This window comes from Thermodesulfomicrobium thermophilum DSM 16697, from assembly GCF_059568695.1.
The window spans coordinates 1-26100 of sequence record NZ_JCANTW010000013.1; the positions used below are offsets into that span (position 1 = coordinate 1).

Below are 26100 nucleotides of genomic sequence, written 5' to 3' on the forward strand. Positions count from 1 at the left end.
GCGCTTTAATCCACGCCCCCGCGTGGGGGGCGACAGGCGTGCGATTGCCCCTTATTTGGCAGACTTTTCCGCATACTTCTACATGATGATTACTGAGGGCAACGCTCTCCAAAGCACGTTTCTGAACCTCTAAATCATCTCCATGATGATTACCTCTTTCCGGCGCACCGCTTCCTCCTCCGTCTGCCTCGAACTCATCTCCACGATGGTTACCAGTTTCAATCTACGCCCCGCGTGAAGGCGCCCCCTTCTTCCGGATTCCCAGAGTTACGTCTTTTTCATATCAGCGGGAGTCCGAAGTCCCTGGGTCCACGCAACGGCGTCCGCAAGGAGCTCCTCCTGTCATCCTGGGCCGCGCCGCGCACGCCGCGTCAGACATGCGCCTTCCCGGAATTTCCCCACGTGGACGACCTCAACTTTCTCACACACAAAAAAACGCCCGGAAAAACCGGGCGCAGCATGCCTTCAAGAAAACTCCCCCCTAGCGGCCCGCCATAGCCTTGAGGCGAGCGATACGCTCTTCTACCGGCGGGTGGGTGGAGAACAGGGCAAGCACGTTGCTGCCAGAAAGGGGACTGACGATAAAGAGGTGGGATGTTGCCGGGTTGGCATCCATGGGCATCATATGGGCCGCCTGCTGGAGTTTTCCCAGCGCCGAGGCAAGGGCAAGGGGCTTTCCGGAAAGCTGGGCGCCGGCCTCATCGGCGAGGAACTCCCGGGAGCGGGAGACGGCCATTTGCACCAGGGTTGCCGCGATGGGGGCGACGATGGCCATGATGAGTCCGCCGGCCAGCCCTGGGCCTTCTTCATCGTCGCCACGGCCCATGCCGAAGAGCACCGCCCATTGCAGCCAATTGGCGAGCATACTGATAGCGCCGGCGATGGTGGCGGCGATGGTGGCGATGAGGGTGTCGCGGTGGATGACGTGCCCGAGTTCGTGAGCCATGACCCCCATGAGTTCATCGCGGTTGAGGATCCGCAGAATGCCTTGGGTGGCGGCGACAGCAGCGTGCTTTGGGCTTCGTCCCGTGGCGAAGGCGTTGGGGCTTTCCGTGGGGATGATGTACACCCGCGGCATGGGGATGCCTGCCCGTTGGGCCAGTTCCTGGACGATGCCGTAGAGCTCCGGCGCCTCGGCAGGTCCCACCTCTTGCGCGCCATACATGGAAAGGACGATTTTATCTGAATACCAATACGCAAGGAAATTCATGATTCCCGCAAGGCCCAGGGCCATCACCATGCCCGTCTTCCCTCCCATGGCGCCGCCGAGAAAGACGAGCAGGGCGGTGAGTAGGGCGAGAAAGATGGTGGTCTTGAGCTGATTCATGCACAGTCTCCTTATTGTGGTGAAATCGGTGTCGCTTCGCCAGAGTGGCGAAGTCTTCAAGTAAGGGCTGATGCGGACGAGTCAAGGTGGGCGAGGGCGAGGAGGGCGTCGAAGCTCTGCGTGAGGGGGGATGCTTCGGAGACGTCCTGACGCAGGAATTTGCGGATGGGTTCGATGAGCTCCAGGGCGCGGTCGATTTCGGGAGTCGTGCCTTTTTGGTAGGCGCCGATGTTCACCATGTCTTCCACCCGGGTATAGGTGGCGAGCACCGCGAGGATGTCGCGGGCGGCGCGGCGGACTTCCGGCGGGGTGACGTCGCCTGCCAGGCGGCTGACGCTTTTGAGCACGTCGATGGCGGGAAAATGGCCTTGGTCCGCCAGCTCGCGCGTGAGCACGATGTGCCCGTCGAGGATGGAACGGGTGGCGTCGGCCACGGGTTCGTTGAAGTCGTCCCCTTCCACCAACACGGTGTAAATACCGGTGATGCTTCCCTGTTGTGCCCGACCGGCGCGTTCCAGCAGGCGCGGCAGATGCGAGAATACCGTGGGGGTGTAGCCGCGGGTGGTGGGCGGCTCGCCGGCGGCAAGGCCGATCTCCCGGGCCGCCATGGCAAAGCGGGTGACGGAATCCATCATGAGCAGGACATCCATGCCTTCGTCGCGGAAGAACTCCGCCATGGCGGTGGCGGCGTAGGCCAGGCGCAGGCGCAAAAGCGGGCTTTGGTCCGAGGTGGAGACCAGCACCACCGAGCGGGCCATGCCCTCAGGACCGAGATCTTTTTCCATGAATTCCACTACCTCGCGACCGCGTTCTCCCACGAGGGCGATGACGTTGACGTCCGCCGAGGTGCGCCGCGCCATCATGCCCATGAGGGTGCTCTTGCCGACCCCGGACCCGGCCATGATCCCCACACGCTGGCCTTTGCCGAGGGTGAGCAGCGCGTTGATGGCCCGCACGCCGACGTCGAGCGGCTCTTGGATGCGGGGGCGTGTCAGCGGGTTGGGAGGATCGGCATAGAGGGGGCGGAAGCGGGCCGGGGTGATGTGCACCCCGGGCGTCAGGGGGGCCCCGAAGGCATCGATGGCGTGCCCCAGATAGCGGTGTCCCACGGGAAAGATGGGTGGGCTGGCGGTGGCACGCACCCGGCTTCCCGGGCGGATGCCGCGCAGGTCGCCGTAGGGCATGAAGAGGACGCTGCCGTCGCGAAAACCTACGGCCTCCACGGGCAGGGGTGGTGCATCTTCGGCCAGCACGTGGCATACCGCCCCAAGGGGGACTTCGAGCCCTCGGGCCTCGGCAATGAGGCCCACCACCTTGGTCACGGTGCCGTAGGCATTGACGGGATCAAGGCGATCCAAGAGCTGGAGGCCGGCTTCCAGGTCAATCATGGCCGGTCAACTGCTCCAGGATGTCCAACACCTGGCGCAGACGCTCGTCTACGGTGTTGTCCACAACGGTGCTGCTCGATTCGATGCGCACCCCGCCTTGGGAGATGGCGGCGTCGGTGCGCACACGCATGCTGCGTCCTTCCTGGGAAAGTTCACTCTGGGCGAGGAGTTCTTCCATGAGCGGGGCGTCTTCCGGATGGACGAAGATCGTAACCGTTCCTTCATCCAGGAGTTTGGCCTGGGCCTCGCTAAAGAGGCGCCACAGGGCATCTTTGCGTTCCGTCTGCAGCACCAGGCCCGTGGCCTTTTCCACCGCCAGGATCAAAAGCCGGCGCAGCAGGGTTTCGCGCCGAGTGGACTCCTCCTGGGCGTGGGCGCGCAGTTCGGCATGCAGGGCCGTGGTGAGCGCCGCCAGTCGCGCCAGCTCTTCCTGCCGCGTGGCCTCGGCCTCGGCGCGGCCTTCTTCCAGACCTTGGGCCTGAGCCTGCTCACGGATTTTCTGGGCTTCGGCCATGGCCTCGGCCAAGATGGTTTTGGCCATTTCCTCGGCCCGGGCGCGGACGTCGTTCATATATTGGGTTTGTGTGCCTTCGTCCCAGGCGCCGGCGTGGCGGGAGCGGGTGGCAAACGCCGTGGCGTCGCCCAAACGGCCGTGAAGGATGCGCGGCCTAGACAAGGACGTCGCCTCCGCTGCCGGCAATGACGATGCGGCCTTCGCCCTCCAGGCGGCGGACGGTCTTGACGATGTTCTGCTGCGCCGCCTCCACTTCGGAGAGCTTCACCGGTCCCATGATCTCCAAGTCCTCGCGGATCATATTGCCTGCACGCTCGGAGAGGTTCTTGAAAAACTTCTCTTGGAGTTCGGGCGGGGCGGTCTTGAGGGCCAAGGTGAGGTCTTCGTTGCTGATCTCCTTGAGGATTTCCCGCACGGCCCGGTCGTCCAGACTGAGAATGTCCTCGAAGACGAACATGAGTTGTTTGATGTCTTCGGCCAGTTGAGCGCTTTCTTCCTCGATGTCCGCCATGATCTCGTCGCTGGTGGCGCGATCGATGGCGTTGAGGATCTCGGCCACGGCGCCCACGCCGCCCATTTTTTTGCCTTCCCTGCCGCCGATGGCGATGAGCTGGGATTGAAGCACGCGGTCCACCTCCAAGAGCATTTCTTCGGCTACGGCCTCCAGCTTGGCCAGGCGCATCAGCACCTCCGCCCGGACCCCTGGGGCCAGGTTTTGGAGCAGGGCCCCGGCGCTGTCGGTGGGCAGATGGGCAAGGATCAAGGCCAAGGTCTGGGGATGCTCGTTGCGCAGGATCTGGGCGAGGATTTTGGGGCTCACGTTGGCGAGCTCTTTGAAAGGCACGGGTCCGGTGTCCAATTCTAACTCGTCCAGGATGTACCGGGCGGTGTCCGAATCCAGGTTGGCGGTGATCATTTTGCGCACCTGTTCCGGGCCGCCGTAGAGGAGTTCTTGGCCGAGGACCATGGCTTGATTGAACTCTTTGAGTACCTCTTCGGCCTGCTCCTTGGATATGGTGTCCAATTCGGCCATGGCTTTGGACACGGCGGTGATTTCCCGCCGGTCCAGTTTTTTGAAGACTTCCGCCGTAAAGGCGTCGCCCAGGGCCAAGAGGAGGACCGCGGTCTTTTGCGGACCAGTGAGGCGGGATTGCGCTTTTGCCGGAGCGGGAGGCATGTTAGGATTCTCCTTGAGCCAGCCATTGGCGCATGATCATCAAGGCTTGGTCCATGTTCTGTTCCACCAATTGCTGGGCAAGAATCTTGGCGTTTTCGATGCGTTTGGCCGATTCCATAGCCTCCATCTCTTCGTCGCTCAAGCCTTCGAGCAAGGCCTTGCGTTCTTCGGCGGCTCCCAGGGCGCTCATGGCCTCCGCTGCAGGCTCCTCGCTGACCTTCGGCTTGATGAGGGCCAGGACGATGGGGCGGACCACCAGTACCAGGAAGATGAGAATCACCAAGGTATTGAGGAGCGGTTTGCCCAACAGCTGGAAATAATTGGCCGCGATCTCCAGGAAGGTCTCCTGCGGCTGCATGCTCTCGTCGCCGAACGGAATGGACGAGACTTCGATGGCGTCCCCGCGGGTGGCATCGAAACCCACGGCCCGTTGGGCCAGATTGCGGATGCGCTCGATCTGCTCCACGGGCAGGGGCTGGAATTGGGGATTGCCGTCGGCATCGGTGGTGCTGACACCGTCCACGAGCACGGCGATGCTCAAGCGGCGGATGGCCCCGGCCTGGGAGACGATTTCCTGTTCCTCGCGGTTGATCTCGTAGTTGGTGGTGGATGTGGTGCGGCTGGTTTCCTGGGTCGTTCCTGTGGCTCCGAGGTTATTCTCTCCTTGAAAATTGGGGCTGGCACCCTGGGCGACGTTGGCCGTTCCGCGGCTGGTTTCATCACTTTTGACCTCGCTGCGCACCACCTGGCTTTTGGGGTCAAAGAGTTCCTTGCGCACTACGGTACGGCTGAAGTCCAGGTCCGCCGAGACCTTGGCGATGACCTTGCCTTGTCCCACCACCGGGATGACCAACTGCTCGATGCGGCTCTCCAGGGAGCGCTCCAGGGCCCGCTGCATCTCCAATTGGCTGGTGGAGAGCCCCATCAGATCTTTTTCCCGGGGTTCGAAGAGCACCTTGCCGCGGTTGTCCGTGACGGTGATGTGTTCTTGGGTGAGGCCTCCGACGCTGGAAGCCACGAGGTTCACCACCGCCTGGACCTGCTGGGAAGAGAGGGTGCGCCCACCCTTGAGCTTCACCATCACCGCGGCAGAAGGCGGGGTTTGCTCTTCCACGAACAGGCTCTTGGCAGGGAGCACCAAGTGCACCCGGGCGCTTTCCACCTCCGGGAGTTCGGAGATGGTGCGCGCCAGCTCTCCCTGCAGGGCACGCTGGTAGTTGATGTTCTGGACAAAGCTCGTCTGGCCGATCTTGTTGGCGTCGAAGATCTCAAACCCCATGCCCTGGCCGCGCAAGGTGCCTTCACTGGCGAACTTGAGCCGCAGATCATACACTTTGTCCGCGGGCACCAGCACTGTCATCCCCCCGTTTTCCAATTTGTAGGGGATGTTGTCTTTCTGAAGTGTCTGCACTACTTGGGCGGCATCTTCGGGATACAACTGATTGTACAGTGGACGGTACTCGGTATGATTGAGCCAGTAGAGCATCACTGCAAATGCAATGAATGCACACGCCACCAGTCCTGCTATGGTAATGCGTTGTGGAAGGCTTTTAGCTTCCCAAAATCCAGAGATTTGTCCTGCAAGATTTTGAAAAAACGGTGGCATGAAGGCGCTCCGTGCAATTCATTATCTCTAAGTTAAAACTGCAGCCGCATCACTTCTTGATAGGCGCTCATCACTTTGTTGCGCACCGCAGCGGTCAGTTCCATGGCAAGGCTTGCCTTTTGCAGCCCGATCATGAGTTCGTGCACGTTTTGGTTTTTCCCGGAGGCAAATTCTTCGATGAGCTTGGCCTTGTCCTGCTGCAGGTCGTTGACCGCTGCGAGGGACTGGCGGACGGTTTCGGAAAAGCTGCGGGCCTGGGCTTCGGTGGCGGAAGCTGCACCGCGGACTTTTTGTCCTGAGGCGGTGGCCTGCGCTGCCTGGGCGTATGCCTTGAGGGCGACGGGGGTGATGGCCATGAGGAACCTCCTAGCGGCCGATTTCCAAGGCCTTGGCGAACATGTTCTTGGCCGTGGTGATGGTGGAGACATTGGCCTCGTAGGCGCGCATGGCCGAGAGCATCGTTGTCATTTCCTCCATCACGTTGATATCTGGATAATTCACGTATCCCTCCTCGTCGGCGTCCGGGTGTCCGGGCTCGTACACGCGCCGGAAGGGGCGGTCCTGGGTGCGTACCTCCTGCACCCGCACCCCGGAGAGGTTGCGCTCGCGGTCGAGCAGACTGGCGAAGGGCGACATGGGCGCTTCGGCGAAGAGGGGCTCTTTGCGGCGATATGGACCACCTTCCACGGTGCGCGTGGTCTTGGCGTTGGCAAGGTTCATGGCCGTCACATCCAATTGGGTGCGTTGCGCCGTGAGCCCGGAGGACGCGATGTCGATGGCTTGGATGAGGTCCATTACTTCCCTCCTTCTTGGATGATTTTTTGGATCCCGGCGTAGCCTTTTTGGAGCACGGTGGCCAAGGTGTTGTAGGACAAGGCGTTTTTGGTCATGAGGGCCATTTCCGTGTCCAAATTGACGCCGTCGGTGCCGGGAACCACGCGGGGGTGGAGTTCCCGCAGGACGCTGCCGATCTCGCCGGGACGAAAGGGGCTGGGAGCGTGTCCCGTCCGAGTGCGGGCCAGGCGGTGGGTGTCGTCCAGGTCGAGCGCGGCCTGGAGCGCTTTTTCAAACTCAAGCCGCCGCGGCTGGTAGCCTGGCGTATTGAGGTTGGCGATATTGGAACTGACGAGATTTTGACGTTCGAGCTGCAGGTCCATGACCGCGGCGCTGACTTCGAGGTGACGGGGAAATAGTGTCTTCATAGAGGGCATCTCCTTGACGCGGCTGCATGTGGGCCGTTTCGCCAAAGATGATTGCAATGGTCGTTCCAGTCCTGCAGAATGTAGGTGGGCGGCCGTCTCAGGAGAAGTTGGCATCACCCTTGCTTTTCTTTCGGGCAGGATTCCATTTTTTCCGTAAGGAGGATGCCATGAGTTCCCATCTGGACTATGAAATCAACAAGGAATTGGGTGAATGTTATTTGTTCATGGGGGATTACGACAAGGCAGAGTCGTATTACCTCAAGGCCGCCGGCAGTAACGGCATCCACCCGGATCCGTATCTGGGGCTGGCCACCATCGCGGTGCATCGGGGTGACTTGGAGCGGGCCCTGCACCTCTACGAGCGCGCCGAATCCATCGCCTCTTCGGACAAGTCGCTCACGGGCATTGGGCTCATTGCCATGGAGCAGGGGGATCTGGAGCGGGCGCACGAGGCGTACTCCAAGGCCTTGGGAATCAACCCCGAGAATTTGTACGCCCTCTTCGGGCTGGTACAGACCGCCCATCGTCTGAACCGCACCGCCGATGCGGTGGAGTATTTGCAGCGCTATCTGGAGGCGGATCCCGCCAAGGTGGAGGTGCGGTACTCTCTTGCCGGATGTCTGGTGGCGTGCGGCCGCAGCGCCGAGGCCCAGGAGCAGCTCCGTCATATTTTGGACCAGGACCCGAGCTACGCGCCGGCATTGGAACTTTTGGCCCAGCTGGTGTAACTGGCCTTGGCGTCCTCCCGGGCGGGTCTTTCGGCCCGCCCGATCTTGCCAAGGCGCGGCGATGCTGGCAGGAAGGCCCCACTTCGGATACGGGGGTGCCTATGGATATCTTGCCGGTACGCCGGGCGATCTTGAGCGTGACGGATAAAAGCGGGCTGGTGGACCTGGCCCGGTTTTTGGTGGATCAGGGAGTGGAGTTGGTGTCCACCGGGGGGACCCGGCGGCTTTTGGTGGCCGAGGGACTTGCGGTGCGCTCGGTGCGCGAGGTCACAGGATTTCCGGAGATCTTGGGCGGCCGCGTGAAGACCCTGCACCCGGCGGTGCACGCCGGGATCTTGGCGGACAAGGACGATCCGTCCCACCTGGCCGTGCTCAAGGATTTGGGTTTGGCCCCGTTTGATGTGGTGTGTGTCAATCTCTACAATTTCGCCCAGGCCGTGGAGCAGGCTTTGGATGATCGCCGGGCCATCGAACAGATCGACATCGGCGGCCCCACCATGCTGCGGGCGGCAGCCAAAAATTTCCATTCCGTGTGCGTGCTCCCACATCCGCGGGTGTATTCGGACTTCATGGCCGAGGTTGCGGCCCATGGCGGCGTCTCGTTGGCCTTTCGTCGGCGCATGTGCGTGGAGACCTTTGCCGCCACCGCCGCCTACGACGCCATGATCGCCGAGTATTTGCAGCGGGCCTGATCCTCAAGGAGAATTCCCCATCGCCTCTTCTCCGGTCGGCAATCTCACCGGGCTGCGTCCCGGACAGCTCAAGGCCCTCTCCCGTTTGTTCCATCGCCGTTTTCCGAGCCTGGGGGGCTTCACCCTGGATCAGGCCCGGGAAGTGGCCTTGCTTTCCGCGGACATGGGCCGACAGATCGGCCTGCTCATCTCCCGCAAGGGTATCCCGGAGATGGTGGTGGTGGGCGATGCCCACGGCCTCGTCATTCCGGAGCTCTCCCGCATCCGCCATGCCGGCTCCCGCCTGGCGGGGGTGCGTCTGCTCCATACGCATTTGGGGGACGGCCTGCTTTCCGAGGAAGACCTCATGGACATGGTCTTCCTGCGCCTCGACGCCGTCACCGTGGTGACGGTTTCGGCGCAAGGTGAGCCCCTCCAGGCCCAAACCGCACATCTGCTTCCCCCTGGGGCGGCGGAAGGCGCGTACCGGGTGCTGGATTCCTGTCGGGTGGAGCGGCATGCCGTGGACCTGGCGGCCGTCGTGGCCGGGGTGGAGGAAGAGCTGGATCGGGCGGGAGAAAGTATCGCCGCCAGCCTTTCCGAAGAGCGGGCCGTGCTGGTGCACGTGGGGCCTCAGCCCCGAGCCGTGGCGGAGGCTTCGTTGGCGGAGCTGGCGGAACTGTGCCGCACCGCGGGGCTTGATGTGGTGGGCCGGGTGGTGCAGCGCAATCCCTCCATCAATCCGCGCTCCATCCTCGGCAAGGGCAAACTCGCCGAGGTGGAGGTCCTCGCCTTGCAGCGCGAGGCCGGGGCCTTGGTGTTCGACTGTGAGCTCACCGCCACCCAGCAGCGCAATCTGTGCGAACTCACCGAGCGTAAAGTGCTCGACCGCACTCAGGTGATCCTCGACATCTTCGCCCAGCGCGCCAGAAGCCGCGAAGGCAAGCTCCAGGTGGAGATGGCCCAGCTCAAGTACACGCTTCCGCGGCTCATCAAGCAGAACCGGGCGCTCAGTCGGTTGACCGGCGGTATCGGCGGCCGGGGGCCGGGAGAGACCCGCTTGGAACTGGACCGCCGCAAGATCCGCGACCGCATCGCCGCCATCCGCCGCGAACTGGATGCGGTCCGCGCCCACCGCCGGGTCACCCGCAGCCGCCGCGAGCGCAGCGGCCTGCCCGTGGTCTCGTTGGTGGGCTATACCAATGCCGGGAAATCCACCCTGCTCAATACCCTCACCGGCAGCCAGGTCCTGGCCGAGGACAAGCTTTTTGCCACCCTGGATCCCACCACCCGCCTGCTGCGCGTCCCGCGTCTGCGCGACGTGGTCCTCACGGATACGGTGGGTTTCATCCGCCATCTGCCCGAGGACCTACGCGAGGCCTTCATGGCCACCCTGGAAGAGCTGGAAAACGCTGACCTCCTCCTGCACGTGGCCGACGCCGCCAGCCTCGAACTGGAAGAACAGATGGCCGCCGTGGAGGGTATCCTGGAAGATCTCCACCTGCAGGACGCTCCACGCCTCCTGGTGCTCAACAAGTGCGACCTCTTGGATGCCACGGCCAAGGACAACCTCATGGTCCGCTTCCCGGAGGCCGTCCTCGTCTCCGCCCGCTTCGGCCACGGGCTCGACGCCTTGGTGGAGCGGATTGTCGGGCATATGGGGCGACTGAATCGTCTTTTTTGATACAAAGCGTCTTTTTGTATTTTTCTTGCCGATTTGACATCCACCGTTCCCGGATGCTGAGAAAGGCTCCCGTTTTCTTTTTACCGCAAAGGAGCCTGTATGCAACACGACGCGTATCGCGCCATGTGGGAACGCTTGGATCTCGACCTGCCGGCCCATGACGGCCTCTTGCAGGTGCTCGGCAAATTTTACGGTGACATCTACATGTCCCAGCAGGGCCGACTGCAGGGCATGGAGTACTTGGACTTCGTCCTCTCCGAAGTCCACGGCCTGCGCATTCAAGAGCTCCAGGACGCCAAGGCTCAGGGGCGTAAGGTCATTGGCACGTTTTGCGTCTTTGTGCCGGAGGAGATCACCTTGGCCGCCGGCGCCATCCACGTAGGGCTGTGCTCCGGGGCCGAGGCCGGCACCGAGCTGGCCGAGCAGCTCGTGCCCCGCAATACCTGCGCGCTCATCAAGAGCTTCATCGGCTTCAAGCTCGCCAAACTCTGCCCGTTTACCCAGAGCTGTGACCTGGTGGTGGGCGAGACCACCTGCGATGGCAAGAAAAAGGCCTATGAGGCCTTTGCCGAGCACGTGCCCATGCTGGTGTTGGAAGTGCCGCAGCAAAAGCGGGCCTGTGATCGCGAGCTGTGGAAGGCCGAGGTGCTGCGCTACAAGGCCGAGGTGGAGGCCCTCACCGGCCAGACCATCACCGCCCAGTCTTTGGCCGCCGCCATCCGCACGGTCAATGCCCGGCGCCGGGTGTTGCAGCGGCTGGGCGCCTTGCGGGCGGCCAGTCCTGCCCCCATCTCCGGCCGTGACGCCCTGCTCATCAACCAGGTGAGCTTTTACGACGACCCCGAGCGCTTTACCGGCGCCATCAGCACCCTGTGCGACCAGATGGAGGCGCGGGTGGCTGCGGGCGAAGGCGTGGCGCCGGCGGATACCCCGCGGCTCTTGCTCTCCGGCTGTCCCATGGCGGTGCCCAATTGGAAGCTCCCGTACGTGGTGGAGAGCGCCGGCGCGGTCATCGTGGGCGAGGAATCGTGCATCGGTACCCGCAACACCCGCGATCTGGTGGATGAGTCCGGGACCACGGTGGAAGAGATGATCGACGCCATCGTGGACCGCTACCTGCGCATCGACTGCGCGTGCTTCACGCCCAATAGCGAGCGCATGGACAACGTGGTGGACTTGGCCCGGGCCCAGAAGGCCGACGGTGTGCTGCAATATACGCTGCTCTTCTGCCAGCCTTACGGCCACGAATCCATGAAGCTTGCCCGGCGCCTGGAGGCCGAGGGCATCCCGAATCTTGCCATCGAGACCGATTACTCCATGGAGGACGTGGAGCAGCTCAAGACCCGGGTGGAGGCTTTCGTGGAAATGCTGCGGAGCCGCCGTGGCTGAGATCGTCGCCCTGGGCATCGACGTGGGCTCCCGCTCCATGGAGTTGGTGGCCCTGGATGCCCAGGCCGCGGTGGTGGACAGCGCGCGCCTGCCCACCACCTTCCATCCTGTGGCCCAGCTTGCGGCCCTGCTGGCCGGCCGTACGGCCCCCATGGTGACGGCCACCGGTTATGGCCGGGAGTTGGTGGGGCAGGTGGTGGGGAGCGAAGTGGCCACCATCACCGAGATCACGGCCTACGCCCTGGGGGCGGCGGTGAGTGCCCCCAGGGCGCGCACCATCCTCGATATCGGCGGCCAGGATACCAAGGCCATCCGTCTGGATGCCCAGGGTCAGGTGCTCAAGTTCGAGATGAACGACCGCTGCGCCGCGGGTACCGGGAAGTTTTTGGAGCACATGGCCACGGTCTTCCAGATCCCGGTGGAGGAGTTCGGCGTCTTTGCCCTTGGCGGCCGGGAGGGGGTGCGCATCAACGCCATGTGCACGGTGTTTGCCGAGACCGAGGCCACGTCCCTCATGGCCCAGGGGCACCGGCCCGAAGACATCGCCTGGGCCCTGCACGCCTCGGTGTGCCAGCGCACCGCCTCCATGCTCGGCCGGGTGGGACTGACCCCGCCGCTGCTCTTTGCCGGCGGCGTGGCCCGCAACCCGTGCATGGTGCGTCTGGTGGAGAAGCTCACCGGGGTCTCGCCCATCATTCCCGAGGACCCGGACACGGTGGGCGCCTTAGGTGCCGCCTATCACGCCTGGAGGCGTTGGGCTTCGTCGGCGCAGTCCGCGTCGTGACGCAGGCGTTGGGCGAAGAGTCGGGCCTGGAGGTAACGGCCAAGGCAGCGCATGGCGTAGTCCGCATCGGTAAAGATCGGGACCCCATACTTTGCGAGCGCGTCGGTGAGGTGCGGCGCAGCCCCGTCCACGACCACGACGATGGGTTTGGCGCTGGTTTGGAAGAGGCGTCCGAGTCGGTCGAGGAAGGCGGCGCTGGCTTGAGGCGTGAACGAGGGGTTGAGCGGGATGAGCCCCACCACCAGGGCGTCCACGCCGGGATCGGCCTCAAAGGCGCAGGCGGCGGCCTCGAATACGGCTTCCGATGCCCCAGGGGTAAGATCCAGCGGATTGGTGAGGGCCACCAGGCGGCCCAGCCCATGGGCGTCGAGGGTATGCGCGATGGCCCGGCGGGTGTCTTCGCCGAGCACGGCCAGGCGCAGGTGGTAGCCTTCGCCGTGGATGGCGTCGGCCATGCCCACGGCTTCATACCCTGCAGAAGAAAGGGCGGCCACGCGGTTTCCGGTCACGGCCTTGGCGTGCAGCGCCTGGGCGAGGCGGAAAATCCCAGAAAATTCTGCAAAATCGCTGCTCACCACGGCCCCGGCCTGGGTCAGGCAGGCCTCGGCCACGGCGTAGTCGCCCGCCAGCGAGGCGGTATGGCTGGAGGTGGCGCTTTTGCCTTCCGGCGTGCGGCCGGCCTTGTAGACGATCACGGTTTTCCCCTGGAGTACGGCCTGGCGGGTGGCTGCGGCAAAGGCGAGACCGTCGCCGTCGGCAAAGCCTTCGGCGTAGACCGCCACCACGTCCATGGCCTCGTGCTGGGCAAGGTAGCCCATGAGGTCGCCCAGGGTGACGTCCGTTTGGTTCCCCATGGAGACGAGGTAGGCGGGGTGAAGGTCGGCAAAGCGGCTCATGCGCGTGGCCATGAACGCCCCGGACTGGCTGACGAAGGCTGCGCGGCAGGGGTTTTTTTGCGGCCGGCGGGGGAGTTTGTCTTCGGGGATGAACCAGGCGTCGTAGCGGCCGGGGTGGGAGATGATCCCCATGGAGTTGGCGCCCACGAACACCGGGGCATGTCCCTGGGCGCGGGCGGCGTCGATGCGCTGGCGAAGACCCTGGGCCAGGTCTTTGCTGTCTTCGGTCTCCCCAAGGCCGCCGGGGATGAGGAGCACGGCGGCAATGGGCGGCCCGTGGAAGATGTCGTCGAGAAGCTCCGGAACGCTGCGGGCGGGGACGGCGATGATGAGAAGATCCAGGGCGTGGGGGCGCGCCGCGAGATTCGGGATGCAGGTGACGCCGTCCACCTCCGTGGCCGTGGGGTGGATGACGAGGAGGCGCTCCGGGGCAAAGCCTTGGGCGAGCACGTTGTGGAGGATGGCGCGACCGAAATTGGTCCGTGAGGCAGACACCCCGGCGATGGCGATGCGCTGGGGATGGAGCAGGGCGTGGATCTGTTCCACAGGGCGCGGCGGCCGTTGCCGGGGGCGTTTGAGGGCAAAGCGGCACAGGCCGTCCAGCGGCAGCATCATGAAGTCGTGGAAGGCAAACGGGTTGATCTCCAGTTCTTCCAGCACGAAAGCGCCCTCGCCGGTGGTGGAGAAAAACCGGGCCGTGGCGATCATGGCCGTGAAGCATTCTTCGAGTTGTTCGTCGCTCACCAACCGGCGCTGGGCCCGGGTCTTGCCCGCAAGGATCTGGTAGCTGATGGTGCGGCGGAAGAGTTCGAAAAATTCCGTCCCTGAGGTGAGGTGCGCCGCGGCGCTCACCACTCCGCGCCACTTTTTGAGCCCTGCGGCCAGAAGCTCGGTATCCGTTCCCCCCACGCCGGCGGTGATCACCGGGCCGAATTCCCGGCTGTGGCGCAGCCCCACCAGCAGCTCGCTGCCCACGCTTTCGGAATCTTTGGGCATCCATTGGACGCAGAGCACGCCGAAGGTGTCCTGGATGAGGGCCTGGATGAGGTCGTCGCCGGTAAGCCCTTGATACCGCTGGGGCATGGTGGCTGGCGCGCGTTCCAGACGTTCGGCCTGCGCCGTGGCGGTCTCGTAGGGCAGGCGCCGGATGCCGGCGCGGATCTTTTCCGGCTGGTTGGGCAGGATGCGCACCCCGCCCACATCGCTTTTGTGGACGATGGCCGGGGACACAATCTTGAGCACCACCTGATCTCCGGAAAGCCCCTGGAGCTCATGGTCGGCAATACGCACGCCGCGGGGGAAGAACCGGGCTTGCGGCACGGTTTCTGCGCCCATGTGGCGCAGGAAAGCGTAGACCTCGTGCTCCAGAAGAAAATGTCGCCCCTCGGCGGCGGCGTGATGGAGCACGGCCTCCATGGCGGCAAAATCGATGGCGGTAGCGACGGGCATGGGGCGTCCTTCGTGGGAGGGGGAATACTATGCGGCCATGGATGCCTTCGCGTCCATGGCCGCAGTTGTCTAGGCAACGCGTTGCCTGGTTACGAGACCTTGAAGCGCTGCATGATGGTCCGCAGGTCCACGACCTTCTCGGTGACTTCGGCGGCGCGCATCTCCACGGTCTTGCTGTGATCCGTAAGCTCCGCGGCCAGGGTGCCCATGGCCTCGTTTTCCTGGGCCATGGCGTCCACCATGGTGTTGGTGGCCGCCACGCTCGTCGCCACCTCGCTTAAGCCCGCCGATGCCTGGCCCACGTTGTCGGCGATATCCCGTGTGGTCACGCTTTGCTCTTCCACCGCCGCCGCCACCGTGGCCACGACCTCATCAATGGCGGAGATGGCCTGGCTCACGTCGCCGATATTGGCGACCGTGCCGCCAATGGCCGTTTGGATGGCGCTGATGCGGTTGTGGATTTCCTGGGTGGCGGCGGCGGTTTGGTTGGCGAGCTCCTTGATCTCGTTGGCCACCACCGCAAAGCCTCGGCCCGCTTCCCCGGCTCGGGCCGCTTCGATGGTGGCGTTGAGGGCCAGGAGGTTGGTCTGGGAGGAAATGGCGGCGATGGCCTCCGTGACCTTGCCGATTTCTTGCGCGGCTTGCCCCAGTTCGCCCAGTTGCTGGCTGGTGACTTCGGCCTTGGCCACAGCGTCTTGGGTGACGCCCTTGGCCCGCTCGGTGTTGCCCGCGATCTCGGTGATGGTGGCGGTCATCTGCTCGGCGGCGGCGGCCACGGTGGCGACATTGGTGCTTGCCTGCTCCATGGCCGCGGCCACGGTGTTCATGCGCTCCCGCACCTCCTTGGCCTTGGCGGCGGCGTTCAGGGCCCCAGCTCTGCCTGCCTCGGCGTTGTCCGCCATGGTTTTAGCCATTTGGGTGAGTTCCGTGGCGTTGCGGTCGAGAACGTCGGCGGTCTCGGTCAGGGAATGGATGGTCTGCCGGGTGGCGTCGATCATGGCGGCGAGGCTTTGGGTCACGTCGCCGATGATGTCTCGTGCAGGGTACTCCACCGTGACGCAGTAGTCTCCTTGGGCGATGCGTTGGGTTGCGCCCGCCAATTGGCGCAAAGGCTTTTGGAGGCCCCGCACCAGGAGGAAGGCCACGATGAGGCCCATGGCGACGATTGCCGAGCCCACCATGAGGTTCTGTTGGAGGATGGTTTTATCCGCCCCCTGGAGGATCTCCGAGTGCTTGAGCCCGGTGGCGATGTAGAGGTCCCAGGGTTTAATGTAGCGCACGTAGGCGGTCTTGAGTTCGCCATCCCACGGGTATTCCAAAAACCCCTCTTTATGGTTGCGGAAGAGTTCGCCGATGGCGGGAAGTTCGAAGAGGTTTTTGCCTTCGAGCTTGGGGTGGACCCAGACGGTCCCTTGGGAATCATAGGCAAAGAAATAGCCGCTGCCGGCCACCTTGACCCCGCTGATGAAGTCCCGCACTTCGGGGGTGAGGATGGGCCGGCCCACGAAGAGCGCCCCGATCACTTTGCCGGAGCCGTCCTTGAGGGGCTCGTACACCGTGACATACCATTCCTTCACCACAAAGGCCCGGCCGGTGTAGGTTTTCCCCGCAAGAATGGCCTGGGTCACCGGACTGTCCGCCGGGATGTACGTGCCGATGGCCCGGGAGCCGTCGGCCTTCTTCACCGTGGTGCCGATGCGCAGGAGTTTGCCGTCCACCACCTGAAAGAGCGTCACGTCCGCGCCTTTGGCCGTGGCCTGGACTTGATCCACCAAGGTGGTGTCCCCAAAGAAGAGATCGAAATTCCCCGCGGAAAGCAGCGGGATCTCCCTTTTTTCCTGCGCCTTGGTGATCTGGTTCACCATGGTTACCGGCTGGATGGGCTTTTCCCCGAGTTTGGGGGTCCCCATGTCCGTTATTTCTTTTTGGAAGATGGCGAGGTCCCCCAGGAGTTTTTGCTGGAGGGAGTTGCTGTACATGGTCAGCGCCGCTTCCAGGGTGTCTCCCGCGCTTTTGAGGGAGTCCTTGCCTATGGAACAGGCGCTGTCTGTGGCCTCGCGGATACTGAAAGCGCTGATGCCCGCGATGCTGACCAGTACCAGCAGGATCATGCCGGCATACAGTTTCACGTGAAACGGGATGCGTTGGAAGATGTGCATGAGAGACCTCCTTGGGGGCGCGTGATGATGCAGGTGTTATACCTTGCTCGGAGAAATTGGCAAGGGTTGTGGCGGAGAAAATGCCTCGGGCCTAGGGGTGTGGTGCCGGGCCTTGGCGGCGTACATGGCGGCGTCCGCCTGACGCAGGAGTTCCTCGAAGCTCCAGTCCGGCTGCCATGAGGCGATGCCGATGGATGCGGACACGTGCACCCGTTGGGTCATGCCGGTGTGGGCGGGGATGTGGATGCCGAGCACCGCTTCTTCCAGACGCCGGGTGAGGGCCAGGGCGTCTTCGGGGCTGGATTCGGGCATGAGGATGGCAAACTCGTCACCACCGAGGCGCACGCAGATGTCGTAGCTGCGCACCATGCCGGCCAGGGTGCGGGCCACCTGCACGAGCACCAGGTCTCCCGCATCGTGCCCCAGGCGGTCGTTGACTGCCTTGAAGCCGTCGAGGTCGATGAAGAGGAGCTGCACGGGCCGGCCTTTGCGCCGTGCCAGGTCCAAAAGCCGCGGGGCGTGCCGCTCCATGTAGGCGCGGTTGTGGATGCCGGTGAGACTGTCGCGCACCGTGAGGGCGTCGAGCTCGGCGTGCTCCAAGGCCGTGATCAGGGTGGAGCCCAAAACGGCGCAGAAGTGATCGAGGAAATCCGTGGCCTTGGTGCGGGAAAAGCGTTCCGGATCGGTGTCCAGGGCGCTGAAGATGCCGATGGTGCGGCGGGCGTCGTATTTGTGGCGCAAGGGAAAGATGACGCAGGAGCTCCGGCCGGGAAAGTCCAGGCCCAAAAAGAACGCGGGATCCGGCACCCGCGTTGCGGGGCCGATGTAGGGGGAAAGTCGGCCGCGCCGGTCTTCGAGGAAGGTGAGCCGGTCGAGGAGTGCGCTTGCCGGGATTGCGGGAATGTCTTCAGGCAGGTGGCGGGCAAAGAGGTCGGCATCCAAGACCACACGTACGGCGGTGAGATGCGTCTCCATGCGGATGGCTTCCAGCACTGCGGGGAGGTCCTCCAGATCCGTGAGCTGGAGGATGCGGTCAATGGTGCGGCGGAAGGTTTGGAAGGTCTCCAGCAGCGACCGGTACGCCGCCACCGAAGTGGAAAAACCCTGTTTGGATGCGGCGATGGTCCGCTCCAGCCGGGCGATGCGCGCCTCGGCGTTGTGGAGCTGTTCCCCTGCGGCGAGCACCGCTTCGCGGAGCGCCTGGGCGTCTTCCGGGGCAATCCGGGGGGTGATGCGACGGGCGATTGCTTCGAGGAGTGTCGTGGGGTCCGAGTGCATAGCGGCTCCTTCAGCTCCGAATCATGGCGGCGGCATGGAGTCCTGCATGCCAGCCTGTGGCAAAGGCGGCGTGGAGGTTGAATCCGCCGGTGGGGCCGTCCATATCCAGGATCTCGCCGGCGAAAAAGAGGCCTGGGACGCGGCGGGACATGAGGGTGCGGGCGGTGATGTCGCTGCGCGCCACTCCGCCGCAGGTGATCATGGCCCGTTTCCAGCCGTCGTGGCCGGTGACGGGAAGCGTGAGCCCGGTTACGGCCTGGGAGAGGCCGCGGCGGGCCGAGGCCGACAGGTGGGCGATGGGAGTTTTTTCGTCCAGGCGGCAAAAATGTACGATGAAGCGCGCCAGCTTGGGGGGCGCCCAGGTTTCCAGCAGCCGGACGAGGCTTCGGCGCGGGGAGTTCCGGATGGCTTCGTGCAGGCGGCGGTCCATGGCGGCGGCGTCCATGCCGGGGGCGAGGTTGAGGCGAACGGCGGGGGAATTTCCTGCCTGCAGGGCCTTGGTGGCGTGTTTGCTCATGTCGAGCACCGCCGGTCCGGAAACGCCGCTGTGGGTGAAGAGCACCGGCCCGGTGGTGCGTCCGAGGCTGCGGCCGGCGGCGAGCACCGTGACCTCCGCCAGGGCGGAGCTGCCTTGCGCCGGTTGGGTCCCGGGGCAGTGCAGTCCCACGAGACCCGGATGCAGCGGCTCGATGCGGTGCCCCAGGGTTTCGGCCAGGCGGAAGCCGTCGCCGCGCGAGCCCGTGGCAGGATACGACATGCCACCGGTGGTGAGGATGACGGCGCGGCTTGCGATGGGGGCGCTGTGGGCGCAGCGGACGCGCCAATGGTCGCCCTCGGGACAAAGCTCCGTGACGCGGGTCTGGCAGCGCAGCTCCACCCCGTGGGCGCAGGCCGCGGCGGTGAGGATTTGGGCGAGCTCGCGTGCGCCAACGCTGGCGGGAAAGATCCGGCCGTCCGCCTCGGTGGTGAGCCGCACCCCCACGGTTTCCAGCACGGCGGTGAGCCGGGCAAGGGGAAGGCTATAGAAGGCAGGCTTGAGAAAGGCCGCGGCCGGGCCAAAGGCGGCGAGCAGGGCTTCGGTCTCCATCTGGTGGCTGACGTTGCCGCGGCCATGGCCGGTGAGGGCGAGCTTGCGGCCGGGCCGGTCCATGGACTCCAGAAGCACGACCTGGCAGCCGCGCTGCGCCGCAGCCAAGGCGGCCATGAGTCCGGCGGGGCCGGCGCCGATGACGGTGACGTGGTGCATGGAAAAAGCGCTAGTCCTGACCGGGAGGTAGAGCAAGGCGTACGCCGTCCACTGTTCCGCTGAACGGCTTTTTTTTTCGGTGAGCGGCATTGCCCAAAGCGAGGCAAACTCGATAGGCAAAGGCCACCGTAACCATTTACCTGGGAGGTTTGTGGCATGAAAAAGATTTTTGGATGGATGCTTGCATTGGCCCTGGTGTTGGTTTTGGCCATGCCGGCCCTGTCCGCGCCCATTGTGATCAAGTTTTCCCACGTGGTGGCCGAGGACACCCCCAAAGGCAAGATGGCCCTGAAGTTCAAAGAATTGGTGGACCAGCGCCTGGCCGGCAAGGTGGTGGTGGAGGTCTATCCCAACTCGCAGCTCTTTGGTGACGGCAAGGAATTGGAGGCCCTGCTTCTGGGCGATGTGCAGCTGCTGGCCCCTGCCTTGTCCAAGTTCCAGAAGTACACGCCCCTTTTGCAGATTTACGATCTGCCTTTCCTGTTCAAGGACATGAAGGCCATCGACACCTTCCAGCGCGGGCCCCGTGGCCAGGCGTTGCTCAATTCCATGAAGGACAAAGGCATCATCGGTCTGGGGTATCTCCATAACGGCCTCAAGCAGATCTCGGCCAACCATCCCATCCGGGTGCCTGCGGACGTCAAGGGCAAGAAGTTCCGCATCATGACTTCGGACGTCTTGGCCGCCCAGTACGAAGCCGTAGGCGCCATCCCCATCAAGAAGCCTTTCTCCGAGGTCTTCACCCTGCTGCAGACCAATGCCATCGATGGCCAGGAAAACACCTGGTCCAACATCTATTCCAAGAAGTTCTATGAGGTGCAGCCGTACATCACCGAGACCAACCACGGGATCCTGGACTAACTGGTGATCTCTTCGGTGGAGTTTTGGGACGGCCTGCCGGCGGACATCCGCGCGGAGCTGGAAAAGGCCCTGGCCGAGGCCATCGAGTATGGCAACCAGGTGGCGGCAGCCAAGGATCAGGAAGATAAACAGAAGATCATCGAGTCCAAGCGCAGCGAGATCATCACCCTCACCGAGGCCGAGCGCGCCCAGTGGGTGGAGGCCATGAAGCCCGTGTGGAAGCAGTTCGAGAGCGCCGTGGGCAAGGAAAACCTCGATGCCGCCATTGCCAGCAACGAGTAAGGGGGGCGTCTTGGCTCGTATCCGCAATGTGTTTGCGGCGCTGGAGGAGGGGATCATTTCCCTCCTCCTGGCGTCCATGACCCTTTTGGTCTTCGTCGAGGTCGTCTTTCGGTTTGTGCTGCATCAAGGCATCGCTTGGGCCCAGGAGCTTACCCTGCTGCTTTCGGGGTGGATGGTGCTCTTTGGCGTCTCCTACGGCATCAAGGTGGGCTCCCATATCGGCGTGGATGCGCTGGTGAAGATCCTCCCCCCCAAGGCGCGGCGCATGGTCAGCGTGGTGGCGGTGGTTTTGTGCTTGGCGTACTGCGGCCTTTTTCTCGTGGGCGGCTGGGCGTATATCGCCAAGCTCATGCGCGTGAATGTGTATCTGGAAGATCTTCCGATCCCCAAATGGGTGGCCAGCAGCATCATCCTCATCGGCATGGGACTTTTGGCATTGCGCCTTGTGGGACTTTTGGCGGCCCTGGTGCGTGGCGAGGCCGAGGGGTTCCAGCTCTTGGACGAGGCCAAGGAGAGCGTTTATTTGGCGCACGAGGAAAAACCCGCGGGACTGGAGGGGGATGACGAATGACTTCTCTGTGTCTTTTCTCCCTGCTTTTCCTGTTCATTGCCACGGGCATGCCCATCGCCTTTGCCCTGGGGCTTTCCAGTATCGCCACCATTTTATTTTTTTCCAACGATTCGCTTGCCTCCATCGCCCTCAAGCTGTTGGAGAGCGTTTCCGAGCATTACACCCTCCTCGCCATCCCCTTTTTCATCCTGTCGTCGCAATTTCTCACCACCGGTGGCGTGGCCCGGCGTATCATCCGTTTCGCCTTGGATTGCGTGGGCCACGTGCGCGGCGGCCTGGCCATGGCCGGGGTCTTGGCCTGCATGATCTTTGCCGCGGTGTCGGGGTCGTCGCCGGCCACGGTGGCCGCCATCGGTTCCATCGTCATCGGGGGCATGGTGCGGGCGGGGTATCCCGAGAGCTTTGCCGCAGGTGTCATCGCCAATGCCGGCACCCTGGGGATCCTCATCCCGCCGTCCATCGTCATGCTGGTGTATGCCGCCGCCACCCAGGAATCCGCGGCGCGGCTGTTCATGGCCGGCTTCATCCCCGGGATCCTCTTGGGCCTTGCCCTCATGGCCGCCATCTACGTGGTGGCGCGCGTCAAGGGCCTGCCCTCCCTGCCGTGGGCGGGAGTGCGGCAGATCGTCCGCTCGGGGCTGGCGGCGTCTGGTGGGCTGATGCTCATTGTCATCGTGCTCGGCACCATCTACGGCGGCGTGTGCAGCCCCACGGAGGCGGCGGCCATCTCCGCGGTGTACGCCTATTTTGTGGCGGTGTTCGTGTATCGGGACATGGGCCCGCTGCACCGGGTCCCGCTGCGCGCTGCGGGGGAGAGCGCGCTGCAGGCGGGCCTGCGCTTTGTGCGGGACGTCTTGCGGGCCGCGCCGCGCTCCGTCATGCACCCCGAGGTGCGTCATGTGGTGCTCGACGCCGCCAAGGTGAGCGTCATGCTGCTTTTCATCATCGGCAACGCCATGCTCTTTGCCCATGTGCTCACCACGGAACGCATCCCCCACACCATCGCCGAGACCATCGTGGGCTGGGGGCTCCCGGCGTGGGGGTTTCTCATCGTGGTCAATATCCTGCTTCTGGTGGCAGGCAACTTCATGGAGCCTTCGGCCATCACCATGATCATGATCCCCATCCTCTTCCCCATCGCCCGCAAACTGGGCATCGACCCCATCCATTTGGGCGTTGTCTGCGTGGTGAACATGGAAATCGGCATGATCACCCCGCCGGTGGGCCTCAACCTCTTCGTCACTGCCGGCATCACCGGCAGGGATCTCGCCTGGGTGGTGCGCGCCGCTGTGCCGTGGCTTTTGGTGCTGCTGGCCTTTTTGGTGTTCATCACCTATGTGCCGTCCGTCTCCCTCTTTTTGCCGGAACTCATCGACTCCATTCAGGGATATCGGTAGGCGGAAGCGGGACGATGCGGAGGCCCCATGGCGATCGAGCCTCGATTCCATGCCTTGGGGCGGTGGGTTCGCGAGACCTTCCGCCCCAGGCAGACCCTTGCCCAGCGCTACGCCGCCTTTCGGCGGGTGCTGGACCGTGATGCCCATACCCTCGAGTGCTTGGGTGCGCTCCACGAGCACCTGACGGGCGCCGACCCGGCCGATGCAGCGCGGATCCTGTGGTTGGCGCGCGAAAGTGTGTCCCGCGCCCGGGAACTCGTCCGAGCCCTTGCCCCCTTGGATACGCCGCTTTCCCGGGGCCTCGTGGATGCCCTCTTCCGCATTGCGGGCGCGCTTCCACCGCCCTCCCCGTGGCCTCAGGACCCGCCGTATGTGCTCTCCCTCTCCGAGGCCCACCGTTTTCCGCAGCGCTGCGGCGGCAAGGCGGTGGGGCTTTCCCGGCTGTTGTCCTTGGGCGCGTCGGTCCCCCCGGGTGTGGTGCTCACAGCCCAGGCCTTTGGGCGTTTTCTGACCGCCTCGGGCCTGGATACGGTCATTGCGCGGCATTTGCGCGTGGCGCGCGTGCACGACCCCGAGGCGGTGATCCGCGCCTGCGCCGCCATTCAGGAGGCCATTTTGGCGGCGGACCTCCCGGATGCGGTGGAAGCCGCCGTGGTGGAGGCCGTGCGGGGTCTGGGGGCCGACGTGCTTGCCGTGCGCTCCAGCGCCCTTGCCGAAGACGGCACGGATTCCTTTGCGGGCCAGTACGCCAGCGAGATCGGGGTGCCGGTGGAGGACCTCTTGATGGCCATCAAACGGGTGTATGCCGGCAAGTACTGCCCTCGGGCGGTCATCTACCGCATGCGCCAGGGCCTTCTGGATATGGAGACCGCCATGGCGGTGCTCATTCTGCCCCTGGTGCCGGCCGCGGTCAGCGGCGTGCTCTATACCCAGGACCATCATGGGGAGGCGCCGGTGCTGACGGTGCACGCGGTGCGCGGCCTTGGGGCGCGACTCATGGACGGTCAGGTGCGGCCGTCGCTTTTCGTGTTTTCCCGCTCCCATCCCCCGAGGCCGGTGTTGTTTCGGGATAGCGACGCCACGGGGCTTGACGCGGATGTGCTTGGCGATTTGGCCCGCATGGGGCTCTGGGTGGAAGCCCAGTGGAAAACCCCTCTCGACGTGGAGTGGGCCTTGGGCCCGCAGGGCTTGGTACTCCTGCAGGCCCGGCCGCTTCGGGTGCCCGGGCAGGCGTCGTGCGCCGAAGCACCACCTCCGGATGCGCCGCTTTTGGCCGTGGATTTGGACCGCGCGGCCCCGGGAATGGCCTGTGGCCCGGTGTTTCGGGCCTATAGCGGCCCCCAGTACCAGCAGATCCCTTCCGGTGCGGTGGTGGCGGTGGTGAGCCTGGCCCCGGCCTTGTCCGCCTTCATGGACCGCATCGGCGCCATCGTGGCGGAGCACGGCTCCCGGGCCAGCCATCTGGCCACGGTGGCCCGGGAGCGGGGGATCCCCGTGGTGGTGGGAATTGCTCCGGAGGCGCTGCCTCAAGGAATGGTGGTGACCGTGGACGGCGACCGAGGCTGCATTTGGGAGGGGTGCGTGGCCGGCGCTGCACCGCCTGCGGAGGAGAGCGCCTGGTCGCCTGCGCGTTGGGAGGCGGTGGCGGCGCGGACGGTGCGTCTTACCCGTCTGGACCCCGCGGCCCCGGACTTTGTGCCTGCGGCCTGTCAGAGCGTGCACGACGTGGTGCGCCTGGCGCACGAAGGCGCGGTGCGGGCCATGCTCCATGTGGCGGATCGCCGCGGCCGCGGCCTTGGCCGCGCCCGGCGCTTGCGCGTGGATGCGCCTTTTGCCCTGTACGTGCTGGATTTGGGTGCGGGGCTCGCGGCCCCGGGCCGTGGCCCGGTGGAGCTGGCGCAGGTGCACTCCACGCCTCTGCGTGCCGTGCTCGACGGGTTGCTTGCCGGTGCGCGCCACTGGGGTGGTGGGGTGTTTCACGCCGATTGGGCGGAGCTCGATCGGATTTCCGGGGGTATCGTCGGCCGGGAGAGCCGGACCCTCGGGAGTTTTGCCCTGGTGGACGCGGACTTTGCCCATCTGGGCCTGCGGCTGGGTTACCATTTCTCCCGCGTGGACGCCCTGGCCTCGCCGCGGGTGGAGGCCAATTACGTGCGCCTCAGCCTGGAAGGCGGCGGTGGCGCGGCCTTGGGGCAGGGTCTGCGCCAGGAGTGGGTGCGGCAGGTGCTGGAAGCGTCTGGGTTTACCGTGAGCGTGCGCGCCGAGCGCCTGGAGGCGGTACTGGCCCGCGCGTCCGCCGCTGCGACGCTCGCGGCCTGCCGGTTGGTGGGGCGGTTGGTGGCGGCGCTGCGTCTGCAGGATGCGGCCCTGCGTTCCGCCGATGATGTCACCGAAGCGGTACGCCGGTTTCTGGCGCACACGGAGTAGCGCCATGTCCCAAACGCACGGACCTATCACCTGGGTGACGGACCGATTGGCCGTGGGCCCGGCCCCCATGACTCCGGCGTATTTCCAGTTGCTGCGCGAGGCGGGGATCAGCGCGCTGCTCAATCTCTGCGCCGAATTTCCGGAGCTTCCGGACCTGCAGCGGCAGGCGGGCTTTGAGGTGTATTATCTGCCCATCCCCGACGAAGACGCGCCGGATCTGGACGCCTTGGACGCCGCCCTGGCCTGGCTCGATGAGGCCCTCTATCTCGGCAAAAAGGTGCTCATCCATTGCCGTTTTGGCATCGGTCGCACGGGCACGGTGCTCAACGCCTATTTTCTGCGCCGCGGGCTCGGGCATCGCCGCGCCTGGTGGGCCTTGCGGCCGCTGCGCTCCAAGCCCACCAACTTTGCCCAGTGGCGGGCGGTGCGGCGCTATGGCCGCCAGAATCCGAGCCTGAGGACGGAGACCCCGTCGCTGACCTTCCCGTCCTCTCTGGACCTCGCTTCGGTGTTCGCTGGCTATGAACGCCTCCTTGCCCTTGCCGACCAGGCCGTCGCCGGTCTTCCCCAATGCGGCGTCCACCATGAGCGCTGCTGCCATCGTCCCGGAGATTTGAGCCTTGCCGCGGCCGCGGCCTTGGCTCAGTATGTGGATGCGCACCTGCCCAGCGCAACGCGGCGCACCATCAGGCTGCGTGCCGTGGCCAACGTACGGCGTGAAGACCGCGTCCGCCGCACGCAGGCGCCGGGTTCCTGCCTGATGGGCGTGGGCGCGCTGTGCCCGCTTTTGGCTTCCGGCCGCTGCCGCATCCCTCGGGGCCGGCCGCTGGCCTGCCGCCTTTGGGGGCTCGATGCCCACGGCGCTGCCCGGCTCTGGGAGGAAACCCTGGCCCCGGCCTTGGAGGACTTGGACCGGCAGACCTGGGCCGTGGTCACGGATGGGGCCCCCATTTCCGTGCTGCCGCGCTTTTCCTTTGCCCAGGTGGTGTCCGGCAGGTGGGTGCAGATGGTGTTTGCCGCCATGGTGGAAAAAAAGCTTGCCAAAGGTGCCGCCATTTTCTAAT

General features: G+C 64.6%; 21 protein-coding genes and 1 pseudogene. 10 read left to right on the forward strand and 12 right to left on the reverse strand.

The genetic code is table 11. The features are described from left to right. Positions 1 to 481: 481 nt before the first annotated feature. Genes htpX through flgB form a run of 8 tightly spaced genes read right to left on the reverse strand, consistent with a single transcriptional unit; the run spans position 482 to position 7214 of the window. Positions 482 to 1327 (reverse strand): zinc metalloprotease HtpX, encoded by an 846-nt coding sequence (gene htpX / locus BR00_RS05785; protein ID WP_496476646.1) that lies wholly within the window; start codon positions 1325 to 1327, stop codon positions 482 to 484. A gap of 56 nt (positions 1328 to 1383) precedes the next feature. Then, positions 1384 to 2715, reverse strand: coding sequence for a FliI/YscN family ATPase (locus BR00_RS05790; RefSeq protein WP_496476647.1), 1332 nt, complete (start codon positions 2713 to 2715; stop codon positions 1384 to 1386). Then, on the reverse strand, positions 2708 to 3391 hold the full coding sequence (locus tag BR00_RS05795; protein WP_496476648.1) for a FliH/SctL family protein: 684 nt from the start codon (positions 3389 to 3391) through the stop codon (positions 2708 to 2710). The genes BR00_RS05790 and BR00_RS05795 overlap by 8 nt, the downstream gene beginning before the upstream one ends. Beyond that, positions 3384 to 4406, reverse strand: a complete 1023-nt coding sequence (fliG, locus tag BR00_RS05800) for a flagellar motor switch protein FliG (protein ID WP_496476649.1) — start codon at positions 4404 to 4406, stop codon at positions 3384 to 3386. Before fliG ends, BR00_RS05795 begins: the two co-directional genes overlap by 8 nt. A gap of 1 nt (position 4407) precedes the next feature. Further along, entirely contained in the window at positions 4408 to 6012 is a 1605-nt protein-coding gene (gene fliF / locus BR00_RS05805) for a flagellar basal-body MS-ring/collar protein FliF (RefSeq protein ID WP_496476650.1), read from the reverse strand. Positions 6013 to 6044: 32 nt separating this feature from the next. Continuing rightward, positions 6045 to 6368 carry a flagellar hook-basal body complex protein FliE gene (fliE, locus tag BR00_RS05810; protein ID WP_496476651.1) on the reverse strand — a complete coding sequence of 108 codons (324 nt, stop codon included), beginning with the start codon at positions 6366 to 6368 and terminating at the stop codon, positions 6045 to 6047. Positions 6369 to 6378: 10 nt separating this feature from the next. Continuing rightward, positions 6379 to 6807: a flagellar basal body rod protein FlgC gene (gene flgC, locus BR00_RS05815; protein ID WP_496476652.1), complete on the reverse strand. Its 429-nt coding sequence runs from the start codon at positions 6805 to 6807 to the stop codon at positions 6379 to 6381. Then, positions 6807 to 7214 carry a flagellar basal body rod protein FlgB gene (flgB, locus tag BR00_RS05820; RefSeq protein WP_496476653.1) on the reverse strand — a complete coding sequence of 136 codons (408 nt, stop codon included), beginning with the start codon at positions 7212 to 7214 and terminating at the stop codon, positions 6807 to 6809. The genes flgC and flgB overlap by 1 nt, the downstream gene beginning before the upstream one ends. Positions 7215 to 7381: 167 nt before the next feature. On the opposite strand from flgB, the gene BR00_RS05825 reads away from it, so the two are divergent. From BR00_RS05825 to BR00_RS05845, 5 genes are all read left to right on the forward strand, one after another. Then, complete coding sequence (locus BR00_RS05825) at positions 7382 to 7942, forward strand: tetratricopeptide repeat protein (protein ID WP_496476654.1); 561 nt, start codon at positions 7382 to 7384, stop codon at positions 7940 to 7942. A gap of 101 nt (positions 7943 to 8043) precedes the next feature. Further along, positions 8044 to 8634 carry an IMP cyclohydrolase gene (locus BR00_RS05830; protein WP_496476655.1) on the forward strand — a complete coding sequence of 197 codons (591 nt, stop codon included), beginning with the start codon at positions 8044 to 8046 and terminating at the stop codon, positions 8632 to 8634. A gap of 85 nt (positions 8635 to 8719) precedes the next feature. Then, positions 8720 to 10297, forward strand: coding sequence for a GTPase HflX (gene hflX, locus BR00_RS05835; RefSeq protein ID WP_496476656.1), 1578 nt, complete (start codon positions 8720 to 8722; stop codon positions 10295 to 10297). Positions 10298 to 10396: 99 nt separating this feature from the next. After that, entirely contained in the window at positions 10397 to 11686 is a 1290-nt protein-coding gene (locus BR00_RS05840; RefSeq protein WP_496476657.1) for a double-cubane-cluster-containing anaerobic reductase, read from the forward strand. Beyond that, positions 11679 to 12470 (forward strand): acyl-CoA dehydratase activase, encoded by a 792-nt coding sequence (locus tag BR00_RS05845; RefSeq protein WP_496476658.1) that lies wholly within the window; start codon positions 11679 to 11681, stop codon positions 12468 to 12470. Before BR00_RS05840 ends, BR00_RS05845 begins: the two co-directional genes overlap by 8 nt. Here the strand turns inward: BR00_RS05845 and BR00_RS05850 are convergent. From BR00_RS05850 to BR00_RS05865, 4 genes are all read right to left on the reverse strand, one after another. Continuing rightward, positions 12425 to 14815, reverse strand: a complete 2391-nt coding sequence (locus tag BR00_RS05850; protein WP_496476659.1) for an acetate--CoA ligase family protein — start codon at positions 14813 to 14815, stop codon at positions 12425 to 12427. The two genes, BR00_RS05845 and BR00_RS05850, sit on opposite strands and share 46 nt — an antisense overlap. Positions 14816 to 14904: 89 nt before the next feature. Next, positions 14905 to 16974 (reverse strand): methyl-accepting chemotaxis protein, encoded by a 2070-nt coding sequence (locus BR00_RS05855; RefSeq protein ID WP_496476660.1) that lies wholly within the window; start codon positions 16972 to 16974, stop codon positions 14905 to 14907. Positions 16975 to 17010: 36 nt separating this feature from the next. After that, positions 17011 to 18252: a GGDEF domain-containing protein gene (locus BR00_RS05860; protein ID WP_496476661.1), complete on the reverse strand. Its 1242-nt coding sequence runs from the start codon at positions 18250 to 18252 to the stop codon at positions 17011 to 17013. A gap of 10 nt (positions 18253 to 18262) precedes the next feature. Then, a complete protein-coding gene (locus BR00_RS05865; protein ID WP_496476662.1) occupies positions 18263 to 19498 on the reverse strand; it encodes a BaiN/RdsA family NAD(P)/FAD-dependent oxidoreductase in 1236 nt (411 codons plus the stop codon). A gap of 210 nt (positions 19499 to 19708) precedes the next feature. Between BR00_RS05865 and BR00_RS05870 the strand changes: the two are divergent. The 5 genes and pseudogenes from BR00_RS05870 to BR00_RS05890 all read left to right on the forward strand — a co-directional run bounded on the left by BR00_RS05870 (position 19709) and on the right by BR00_RS05890 (position 26099). Beyond that, positions 19709 to 20641, forward strand: a pseudogene (locus tag BR00_RS05870) (TRAP transporter substrate-binding protein). Positions 20642 to 20651: 10 nt separating this feature from the next. Then, complete coding sequence (locus BR00_RS05875; RefSeq protein ID WP_496476663.1) at positions 20652 to 21212, forward strand: TRAP transporter small permease; 561 nt, start codon at positions 20652 to 20654, stop codon at positions 21210 to 21212. After that, positions 21209 to 22609 carry a TRAP transporter large permease gene (locus BR00_RS05880; protein WP_496476664.1) on the forward strand — a complete coding sequence of 467 codons (1401 nt, stop codon included), beginning with the start codon at positions 21209 to 21211 and terminating at the stop codon, positions 22607 to 22609. Before BR00_RS05875 ends, BR00_RS05880 begins: the two co-directional genes overlap by 4 nt. 27 nt (positions 22610 to 22636) lie before the next feature. Continuing rightward, on the forward strand, positions 22637 to 25036 hold the full coding sequence (locus BR00_RS05885; RefSeq protein ID WP_496476665.1) for a PEP/pyruvate-binding domain-containing protein: 2400 nt from the start codon (positions 22637 to 22639) through the stop codon (positions 25034 to 25036). Between the two features lie 4 nt (positions 25037 to 25040). Further along, complete coding sequence (locus tag BR00_RS05890) at positions 25041 to 26099, forward strand: protein-tyrosine phosphatase family protein (RefSeq protein ID WP_496476666.1); 1059 nt, start codon at positions 25041 to 25043, stop codon at positions 26097 to 26099. Position 26100 lies beyond the last annotated feature (1 nt).